The sequence below is a fragment of the Agromyces seonyuensis genome (assembly GCF_009789225.1).
In the GTDB taxonomy this organism is placed as follows: Bacteria; Actinomycetota; Actinomycetes; order Actinomycetales; family Microbacteriaceae; genus Agromyces; species Agromyces seonyuensis.
The window spans coordinates 1-8,835 of record NZ_WSTA01000121.1; the positions used below are offsets into that span (position 1 = coordinate 1).

General features: G+C 73.7%; 11 protein-coding genes. 7 read left to right on the forward strand and 4 right to left on the reverse strand.

The window, feature by feature from the left end:
* Nucleotides 1-860: glycoside hydrolase family 3 protein (locus GB864_RS17260; RefSeq protein WP_160426929.1), on the reverse strand; the 860-nt coding region annotated here is incomplete at its 3' end.
* 125 nt (nt 861-985) lie between these two features.
* Nucleotides 986-1,582, reverse strand: a complete 597-nt coding sequence (locus GB864_RS17265; RefSeq protein WP_160426930.1) for a TetR/AcrR family transcriptional regulator — start codon at nt 1,580-1,582, stop codon at nt 986-988.
* Between the two features lie 77 nt (nt 1,583-1,659).
* Between GB864_RS17265 and GB864_RS17270 the strand changes: the two genes are divergently transcribed.
* Nucleotides 1,660-2,772 (forward strand): M24 family metallopeptidase, encoded by a 1,113-nt coding sequence (locus tag GB864_RS17270; RefSeq protein WP_160426931.1) that lies wholly within the window; start codon nt 1,660-1,662, stop codon nt 2,770-2,772.
* A 61-nt stretch (nt 2,773-2,833) separates the two neighbouring features.
* On the forward strand, nt 2,834-3,676 hold the full coding sequence (locus GB864_RS17275) for an SDR family oxidoreductase (RefSeq protein WP_160426932.1): 843 nt from the start codon (nt 2,834-2,836) through the stop codon (nt 3,674-3,676).
* Nucleotides 3,677-3,694: 18 nt separating this feature from the next.
* Here the strand turns inward: GB864_RS17275 and GB864_RS17280 are convergent, their stop codons facing one another.
* Nucleotides 3,695-4,597, reverse strand: coding sequence for an oxygenase MpaB family protein (locus tag GB864_RS17280; protein ID WP_160426933.1), 903 nt, complete (start codon nt 4,595-4,597; stop codon nt 3,695-3,697).
* A 111-nt stretch (nt 4,598-4,708) separates the two neighbouring features.
* Between GB864_RS17280 and GB864_RS17285 the strand changes: the two genes are divergently transcribed.
* Nucleotides 4,709-5,836 (forward strand): phospholipase D-like domain-containing protein, encoded by a 1,128-nt coding sequence (locus tag GB864_RS17285; protein WP_160426934.1) that lies wholly within the window; start codon nt 4,709-4,711, stop codon nt 5,834-5,836.
* Here the strand turns inward: GB864_RS17285 and GB864_RS17290 are convergent.
* Nucleotides 5,753-6,556, reverse strand: a complete 804-nt coding sequence (locus GB864_RS17290) for a hypothetical protein (RefSeq protein WP_202107353.1) — start codon at nt 6,554-6,556, stop codon at nt 5,753-5,755. The two genes, GB864_RS17285 and GB864_RS17290, sit on opposite strands and share 84 nt — an antisense overlap.
* On the opposite strand from GB864_RS17290, the gene GB864_RS17295 reads away from it, so the two are divergent.
* The 4 genes from GB864_RS17295 (at nt 6,468) to GB864_RS17310 (ending at nt 8,805) form a co-directional block, all read left to right on the forward strand.
* Entirely contained in the window at nt 6,468-7,136 is a 669-nt protein-coding gene (locus GB864_RS17295) for a GNAT family N-acetyltransferase (protein ID WP_160426936.1), read from the forward strand. The two genes, GB864_RS17290 and GB864_RS17295, sit on opposite strands and share 89 nt — an antisense overlap.
* Nucleotides 7,137-7,200: 64 nt before the next feature.
* The gene (locus GB864_RS17300) at nt 7,201-8,160 is read left to right on the forward strand and encodes an LLM class flavin-dependent oxidoreductase (protein WP_160426937.1); all 960 of its coding nucleotides are present in this window, start codon (nt 7,201-7,203) and stop codon (nt 8,158-8,160) included.
* Between the two features lie 65 nt (nt 8,161-8,225).
* Nucleotides 8,226-8,441, forward strand: coding sequence for an SCO4848 family membrane protein (locus tag GB864_RS17305; protein ID WP_160426938.1), 216 nt, complete (start codon nt 8,226-8,228; stop codon nt 8,439-8,441).
* Between the two features lie 73 nt (nt 8,442-8,514).
* Nucleotides 8,515-8,805, forward strand: a complete 291-nt coding sequence (locus GB864_RS17310) for a DUF6412 domain-containing protein (RefSeq protein ID WP_160426939.1) — start codon at nt 8,515-8,517, stop codon at nt 8,803-8,805.
* Nucleotides 8,806-8,835: the final 30 nt, after the last annotated feature.

Consider the following 8,835-nt stretch of genomic DNA (forward strand, 5'->3'; position numbering starts at 1 on the left):
GTGCCCCTCCGATCCGCCGCGGTGCGGGCGAGCCGGGCGACGCGCTCGGCGGCGCGGTCGACGATCGCCTCGTCGAGCTCGCCGGCCTCGACCGCGGCGACCACGGCGGCATCGCCCGCGCCGCCGTCGGCGGGCATCTGGAGGTCGAGTCCGCCGGCGACGGCGGCGACGCGGTCGCGCACCGCCCCCCAGTCGGAGACGACGACGCCCTCGAAGCCCCACTCGTCGCGGAGCACCTGCGTGAGCAGGAACGGGTCCTCGGAGACCAGCACGCCGTTGACGCGGTTGTAGGAGCACATGACGGTCCACGGCGCCGCGTCCTCGACAACGCGGCGGAAGCCGCGGAGGTAGATCTCGCGGAGCGGGCGGGGGTCGACGTCGGCGCTCACGCGCATCCGGTCGTCCTCCTGGTTGTTGAGCGCGTAGTGCTTGAGCGAGGTGCCGACGCCCTGCGACTGCACGCCCGTGACCCACGCGGCGCCGAGGGCGCCCGACACGAGCGGGTCCTCGGAGAAGTACTCGAAGTTGCGGCCGCCCAGCGGCGAGCGCTTGATGTTGATGCCGGGGCCGAGCAGCACCTGCACGTCCTCGGCCTGGCACTCCTCGCCGAGGGCGACGCCCACGCGTTCGACGAGCTCGACGTCCCAGCTCTGGCCGAGTCCGGCGGCGGGCGGGAAGCACGTGGCCGGCACGCTCGCGCCGACGCCGAGGTGGTCGGCGGCCTCCTGCTGCTTGCGGAGGCCGTGCGGGCCGTCGGTCACCATGATCGCCGGGATGTCGCCCGCCGCCTTGGTGGTCCAGAAGTCGGCGCCGGAGCCGAGGCCCGCGGTCGCGCCGAGGTCGAGGGATTCGAGGGTCATTCGCCAGTCCTTTCGGGGGAGCGCGTCGTCGCGCCGCCAAAACTGTACAACGTGCGGGTTTAGATGGCGAGCGGTTCTCGGCGAGCGCCCAGGGATCGATCGCGGGCGCCGCCGACGAGCGCGCGTCAGCGGTGCGCGGGCGCCATGAGCGCGATGAAGCGGTCGATCGCGCCCGCCATGTCGACCGACTCCGGGTCGTACATCCACTGCGTCTGCATGCCGTCGAGGAGGGCGAAGAGCAGCATCCCGAGCTCGGCCGGATCGAGGTCGTCGCGGACACGGCCCTCCGCCTGCAGCCTCGCGAAGACCTCGGTGCCGAGGGACCGGATCGACCGGTACCGCTCGCGGAAGTACTCGTGCGAGGGATGCCCCGGCTCCGACGCCTCGTTCGAGAGCCGCGCGTAGAGCTGCACGAGCCCGGGCACGGAGGCGTTGTGCGTGACGAGGGCCGACATCGCCTCCGTCAACTGCGCCTCGTCGTCGCCCGTCCGCAGCCCGTACGCGAGGTCGTCGACCTCGTCGCGGCGGCGGAGGATCTCGGTGAACAGGGCGTCCTTGGACCCGAAGTAGTGCAGCAGTCCGTTCTGGCTGAGCCCGACGGCGTCGGCGATCTCGCGCACCGTCGCCCCGCTGTAGCCGTTGCGCGCGATCACGTCGAGCGCGGTCTCGAGGATCTCGGCGCGCTTCGCGACGCCCTTCGCGTACGGTCCCCGTGCTGCCATGCGGACATCCTAGGCAGCGTCGGGGGTCCGCCCGGCGCGCCCGCCCGGCGGGACGGACGCCGGACTAGGCTCGCCCCATGGGGGATCGATTCGACGCGGACGTCTACGCACGCCGACTGGAACGCGCCGCCGAGCTCGCCGTCGAGGCGGGGCTCTCCGCGGTGTTCGTCACGCCGGGACCGGACTTCCGGTACCTGCTCGGCTCGCCGGCATCCACGCTCGAGCGCCTCACGGTGCTCGTGCTCTCGCCGGTCGGCTCGCCCGTGCTCGTCGTGCCGACGATGGAGCTCGCCGCGATCCGCGAGTCCGCCGCGGGCGAGCTCGGCATCGAACTGCGCGAGTGGGTCGACGGCGACGACCCCTACGCCCTCGCGTGCACGAGCCTCGGGCCGCTCACCCGCATCGCCGTCTCGGAGTCGATGCCCGCACTCCACCTCGTGCCCCTCTCGGCCGCCGCCGGCGTCGCACCCGAACTGGCGACCCCCGTCATCCGGCGCCTGCGGATGGTGAAGGACGCGGACGAGCTGGCCGCGCTGCGCCGGGCCGGCGACGCCATCGACCGCGTGCACGCCCGCGTGCACGAGTGGCTGAAGCCGGGCCGCACCGAACGCGAGGTCGCCGCCGACATCGCCGCGGCGATCGTCGAGGAGGGCCACACGGCGGCCGACTTCGTCATCGTCGGATCCGGCCCGAACGGCGCTGATCCGCACCACGAGGTCTCCGACCGCGTGATCGGCACGGGGGAGACCGTCGTCGTCGACATCGGCGGCCCCGTCGAGCCCGGATACTGCTCGGACTCGACCCGCACCTACGCGACCGGTCCCATCGCCGACGAGGTCGCCGACGCCTTCGACGCCCTCGAACGCGCGCAGCAGGCCGCCGTCGACGCCGTGCGCCCAGGCGCGACGGCCGAATCGGTGGATGCCGCCGCCCGTGCCGTGCTCGCCGACGCCGGCCTCGCCGACCGCTTCATCCACCGCACCGGCCACGGCATCGGACTCTCGGTGCACGAGGAGCCCTACATCGTCGCGGGCAACACGACCGTGCTCGAACCGGGCATGGCCTTCAGCGTCGAACCGGGCATCTACTTCCCCGGCGAGTGGGGCGCCCGCATCGAGGACATCGTCATCGTCACCGAGACGGGCGGCGAACGGCTCAACACGCGCCCGCACGGGCTGACGCGGCTCTGACCCCCTTCGGCCGCCGCGGACGGCGGACCGGCGGACGCAGCATCCGGACGAGGAGGACCTGATGACACTGCCCACCATCGGCGTGACCGGAGCGACGGGTGCCGTCGGCGGCATGGTCGTCGAACTGCTCTCGGCGGCCGGGGTGCCGCAACGGGTGCTCGCACGCAGTCCCGAGCGGGCGCCGTCGCCCGAGGGCGCGGTCGTGCTGCCGTGCGAGTACGTCGACGACCCCATGACCCGGAAGGTGCTGGAGGGCGTCGAGACGCTGTTGATGGTCTCGGCTGCCGAGACGGCCGACCGCATCGCGCGGCAGGCCGCGTTCATCGATGCAGCCGCGGCCGCGGGGGTCCGGCACGTCGTCTACACCTCGTTCCTCGGTGCGTCGCCCACCGCGCGGTTCACGCTCGCGCGGGACCATGCGGCGACCGAGGCGCACCTGCTCGCGAGCGGCATGGTCACGACGTTCCTCCGCGACAACCTCTACCTCGACTTCTTACCCCGCATGATCGGCGAGGACGGCGCCATCCGCGGGCCGGCCGCCGACGGGCGGGTGGCGGGCGTCGCGCGGAGCGACGTCGCCCGAGTCGCGGCGACCGTCCTCGAGCATCCGGAGCAGCATGTGGGCGCCGTGTACGACCTCACCGGCCCGGCGGCGCTCTCCCTGGCCGAGGTCGCGGCGATCCTCGCCGAGCGGCTGGATCGACCCGTGCGCTACGTCCCCGAGACGATCGACGAGGCCTACGCCTCCCGGGAGTCCTACGGCGCTCCCGGCTGGCAGCTCGACGCGTGGGTGTCGACGTACACCGCGATCGCCGCGGGCGACTTCGCGCGCGTCAGCGACGACGTCCGCCGGGTCACGGGTCGCGCTCCGCGCAGCTTCGCCGACGTGCTCGCGGCGCTCTGACGAGGCGTCCGCCTCCGATCAGGAGGCCGCGCGCGCCGGTTCGGGCGCCGCCGGTTCCGCCCGCTCGCCCGGTGCGAACGTGCCGAGGTGCTCGACGAGGTAGCCGCCGGGGTAGCTGCGGATGCGCTCGAGATCGCGCGCGTACTGCGGGGTCCGCCGTGCGGGCAGCAGCCCGACGATGCGCCCGCGGAGGCGCAGGGCGCCGTGCGAGAGCCGGACGGCCCGCTCGGAGGGCGACGGGTACCCGAGGGCGGCGCGCAGGTGCGGGTCGAGGATCGCGATCGAGAAGACCCGCACGAGACGGCGCGTCGGCTGCGGGTAGAAGGTCGTCAGCAGTTCGAGGGTGGCGTCGGCGACGGCGCGCGTCCGCGGATCGGGGCGGAAGTGCTCCCGCTCGTAGGCGTCCATCAGATCGGCGAACTCCTCGAACGTCTCGGGGAGGTCGCGGATGCCCATGAGCCGCCCGAGCCGACGGTAGTAGGCGACCGCGGCCTCGATCTCGACGCGGCACTGCCGCCGCCAGCCGTACGCGGCGATCCAGCGCACGGGCGTGACGACGAAGGTCGCGAGCACGTAGCGCAGGTCGTCGTTCGAGATGTCGTAGCGGCCGTGCATCCGGTTCATGCGCTTGACGGCGGCGCGCCCGTCGGGGGAGTCGAGGCCCGAGGTCGAGATGGCGTCGAGGAGCAGGACCGTGTCGTCGTGGCGCCGCTGGGTGCGCTCCTCGAACTCGGCGGTCTCGTGCAGGAGCCCGCCGATCGAGGGCACCGCGTAGGTGCGGAAGAGCGCGAAGCTCAGCGACTGCTGCAGGTCCCAGGGGAACTCGAGCGTCGCATCGTCGCGCGCGATGCGTTCGTAGTCGACCGCGGGGTCGAGCCGTTCGAGGGCGTGCAGTCGTCGTCGACTGCGTCCGATGCGCATGCCGGGAGGATAGGCGCGTCCGCGCGCGGCGGGCAAGGCCGGGGTCCGGGCTGTCCCGGATCCCGCGCGCGTCGGCGTCGGTCATCCTGAATGAGAAATACTCACGAATGGATGACGAAGGAGGACGCCATGCCGGTCAGCGTCGGCGGCATCGAACTGCACCTCGGCCCGGTCTCGCTCGGCGGACCCGACGACCTGGATGCGGCGATCCGCGGCTTCATCGATCGCGCCAAGCACTCGCTGGACATCGCCGTGCAGGAGATCGACTCGATCCCCATCGCCCGGGCGATCATCGCCGCCCGCACGCGCGGCGTCGTCGTGCGCGTCATCCTCGAAGGCGACTACCTCACCGAGACGGTGGCCCGCGGCTGGGACGAACCCGGCGAGCACGACGTGAACCGCGAGATCGTCGGCGCGATGCTGAAGGCCCGCGTCAAGGTCGTCACCGACCTCAACCCGGCGATCTTCCACCAGAAGTTCATCGTGCGCGACGAGGGCGAACACGGCGCCGCGGTGCTCACCGGCTCGACGAACTTCACCGAGACCGACACCGGCACCAACGACGGATCGCACGGCGTGAAGGGGCAGAACCTCAACCACGTCGTCCTCCTGCGCGGCCAGCGCCTCGCCGCGGAGTTCCGGCGCGAGTTCGTGCGCATGTGGACCGGCACGTTCGGCGCGCTCGCCGAGCGCGTGCAGCCCAAGCCCGTCGAGTACGGCCTGCCGAAGGTGCGGGTCAAGCCGCTCTTCGCGCCGCGGCATGGGCCCGAGATGGAGATCATGAAGCAGATGCTGAAGGCCGAGCGTCGCATCGACTTCGCCATGTTCACCTTCGCCCAGTCCTCCGGCATCGACGACGTGCTCATCCGGTTGCGGGGGAGCCTCGACGGCATCCGCGGGGTGCTCGACCGCGGTCAGGGCGCGCAGAAATGGGCGGCCACCGAGGGCCTGCGCGGCGCCGGCATCGAGCTCTTCGTCAACCGCACGGGCACGGCCGTACGCAAGGTGCACCACAAGCTCGTCGTCATCGACGAGCGACTGCTCATCCTCGGCAGCTTCAACTACACGAACCCCGCCAACACCCTGAACGACGAGAACATCATCGTCATCGGCGACCTCGAGGAGCAGGATCCCGTCGCCGAGGAGCAGCAGCGGCTACTCGCCCGCGGCGCGCTCGACGAGATCGACCGCATCGTCGCCGACCTCGCCGTGCCCCTCGGGGTGCCCGCGCCGGCGTGACCCGTTCGGGGGCCTCCGGCCGCGACCCGCGGTGGCTATCTTGTGCGATGAACCGACCGCGGAGGGGGAGCAGCCGGTGGAGCGCGACGACGCGTGGGGATGCGCCGCATGATGCCGCGCGCCCGGGTGGTGCCCATCGCCGAACTCGGCGCGGTCGACGCCGAACGCTGGGAGCAGCTCGCCGACCGCGCCGCACTGCCGCACCCGTTCTTCCAGCCCCACTATCTGCTCGCCTCCGCTCGGCACCGCCCGGAGGCCCGGGAGCTCGCCGCGATCCTCGTGGAGGACGGCGGCGGAGAACTCATCGGCGCGGTCGCCGTCACGCGGGAGCGCCGCCTCGGCGGGCTGCCCATCCGCACGCTCTCCACGAACGGCGCGTTCCTCCGCCGCTGGGCCGGACGCCATCACCCCTACATCGACGCCGAGCGGCCGCTCGAGGCGTTCGAGGGGCTCTTCGCGGGACTCCGCCGCCTGCCCGTGCCCGGACTCCTCGAGCTCAGCAGGTTCCCCGTCGACGGTCCGCTCGCCGATGCCGCGGCCGGCGCGGCCGAGCACGTCGGCATCCGGCTCATCGACCGCGAGCACGAGGAGCGGGTGATCTACCGGCCCGACCCCGTCTCCGCGCAGCCCGATGTCGTCGCCGACGTGCGCGCGCGGGGCCTGCGCGGGCTCGACCTCCGACCCGACCAGTTCCACCCTGCCGCACCGCAGCAAGGGCACCCGGCGACGCCTCCGCCAGTGCGCGGGCGCCCTCGCCGACGAGCTCGGGCGGCCGCTCCGCTTCGAGGCCCGCGCAACCGACGAGGTCGACGGGTTCCTCCGCATGGAGGACGCTGGCTGGAAGGGCGACGCGGGGCACGGCGGCGAGGGGTTCCTCGCGACCGGCATGGCCGAGTGGTTCGCCGAGGTCACCGCGGGCTTCCGCGACCGCGGCCGGCTGCGGGTCAACGCCCTGGCCGCCGGGGACCGCACCGTCTACGTCGCCTTCAACTTCCGGTCGGCCGACGCGGAGTTCGGGTTCGTCGACACGTACGACACGGGGCTCGCCGAGCACCGGCCGGGCGTGCTCGGCCGCACGATCGAGATGCGCCGGCTCGACGCGCTCTCCGACGTCGCCTACCTCGACCCGTGCCTCGACCCGACCTTCGCCGAGGCCATGCGCCTCTACCCGCACCGCCGCACGCAGGCGAACCTCATCGTCGCGCACGGCGGCGCCGCGTCCCAGGCGCTCGCCGCCGCACTGCCGACGGCGCGCGACGTCCGAGACCGGATGCGTCGGGTCCTCGCCCCGAGCCGCTGACGGCGGGCGGCGCGCTAGCCTCGAGGCGGAGCGCCCGCACCCGGGCGGGGACGAGGGGGTTCGGATGACTCGGAGCGGCGATACCGCGCTCCTGCTGCCGCGCGATCTGCCGGCCGGCGACGTGCTCGACTACGCGCGGCGCGCCGAAGCGGTCGGCTTCGACGAACTGTGGGTCGTCGAGGACCTCGGGTACCGGGGCGGCATCGCGCAGGCTTCGGCAGTGCTCGCCGCGACCTCGCGCATCCGCGTCGGCATCGGCATCCTCCCGGCGGCCGCGCGCAACTCGGCGTTCGCCGCGATGGAGCTCGGCACGCTGGCCGCGCTCTTCCCGGGCCGGCTCGTCGTCGGACTCGGCCATGGGATGCCCGGCTGGATGCGCCAGGCCGGTGTGTGGCCCGCGAGCCCCATCACGATGCTCCGCGAGCAGACGGAGGCGATCCGGGGCCTGCTCGCCGGTGAGACCGTCGACGTGGACGGGCGCTACGTGCAGCTGGACGGCGTGCGGCTCGAGCACCCGCCGACCATCGTGCCGCCGCTTCTCGCGGGCGTGCGCGGGCCGAAGTCGCTCGCCGCGGCGGGGGAGTTCGCCGACGGCGTCGTGCTCGCCGAGCCCGTGACTCCCGAGTACCTCGCGGCGGTGCGGGAGCGACTCGGCGCCGGCGCGGCGGAGGCCCGGATCGTCGCGTTCCAGCTCGCCGTCGTCGACGAGGATGCCGCCGCGGCGCGCTCCGCCGTGCGACCCGGCCTCGCGTGGATCGGCGACCCCGACTGGGCGCCCCACATCGACCCGCTCGACTTCGCCGACGAGTTCCGCGCGCTCCGCGCCGGCGCCGCCGACCGCGAGGCGTTCGCCGCGGCCCTGCCGGACGCCTGGGTCGACCGGCTGGCGGTCGTCGGCACGCCCGAGGACGCCCGGGCGTCGGTCGCGCGGCTGCACGCGGCCGGGGCGAGCGCCGTCGTGCTCATCCCCGCACGCTCCGCGATCGAGGAGGTCGAGCGGCTGGGCGCGGCACTCCCGCGCTGAGCCTCGAAGCGGTACCGCCCCGCCCGCCCGGCGGGCGTGCAGGCTGCGCCGCGTACGATTCCGGGGTGACGATCCTCGCCGCCGTGCTGCTCCTCGCCAACGCCCTCTACAACGTCGTCGTCTGGCCGCGTTTCTACCCGCGCATCGCGAACGACGCCCGCGCGACCGACGCGGACGGCAAGCGCACCGCGTTCTACACCGTGCACCTCGTGCTCATCGTTGTGGCGCTCGTGCTCGCCGCGGCGAGCGCCGTCGCGGGCGTCCTGCTGCTCCTCGTCTGAGCGCGGCCGCTCGGGAAGCGGTGTTACCGTGAGCCGAGCGACGCCGATCGGCGCCGCAGGAAGGAGCAAACGGATGACCGTGGTCGTCGCGCTCCTCCAGTCGCTCGCCGTCGCCCTCGGCGTCGGCACCTCCTCCGGCGACCACGCCGGCCTCGTGCTCGTCGTGCTCGGCGCCGCCGCGCTCGCCGCGGTCGTCGTGGTCGCGCTGCCCGTCGGCCGCGTCGTCGGCGCGGACGGCGCCCGTGCGGGTCTGCGATTCCGCGAACGCTTCGAGCTCGCGGTGCTGCTGCCGCAGTCCGATCCCGACGCCGCTGGTCGCCCCCGGCCGCGGGCGCCCGGCATCCTCCGCCGACCGATCGCCTGAGCCGTCGCGGCGCACGCCGCCGCGCACCCG

Bases quoted from the DNA above. Each gene is read 5' to 3' on its own strand.
- GB864_RS17280 (WP_160426933.1), bottom strand. From the start codon at position 4,597: ATGCGCATCGGACGCAGTCGACGACGACTGCACGCCCTCGAACGGCTC.
- GB864_RS17295 (WP_160426936.1), top strand. From the start codon at position 6,468: ATGTCGTCGCCGACGTGCGCGCGCGGGGCCTGCGCGGGCTCGACCTCC.
- GB864_RS17300 (WP_160426937.1), top strand. From the start codon at position 7,201: ATGACTCGGAGCGGCGATACCGCGCTCCTGCTGCCGCGCGATCTGCCG.
- GB864_RS17285 (WP_160426934.1), top strand. From the start codon at position 4,709: ATGACGAAGGAGGACGCCATGCCGGTCAGCGTCGGCGGCATCGAACTG.
- GB864_RS17270 (WP_160426931.1), top strand. From the start codon at position 1,660: ATGGGGGATCGATTCGACGCGGACGTCTACGCACGCCGACTGGAACGC.
- GB864_RS17310 (WP_160426939.1), top strand. From the start codon at position 8,515: ATGACCGTGGTCGTCGCGCTCCTCCAGTCGCTCGCCGTCGCCCTCGGC.
- GB864_RS17275 (WP_160426932.1), top strand. From the start codon at position 2,834: ATGACACTGCCCACCATCGGCGTGACCGGAGCGACGGGTGCCGTCGGC.
- GB864_RS17265 (WP_160426930.1), bottom strand. From the start codon at position 1,582: ATGGCAGCACGGGGACCGTACGCGAAGGGCGTCGCGAAGCGCGCCGAG.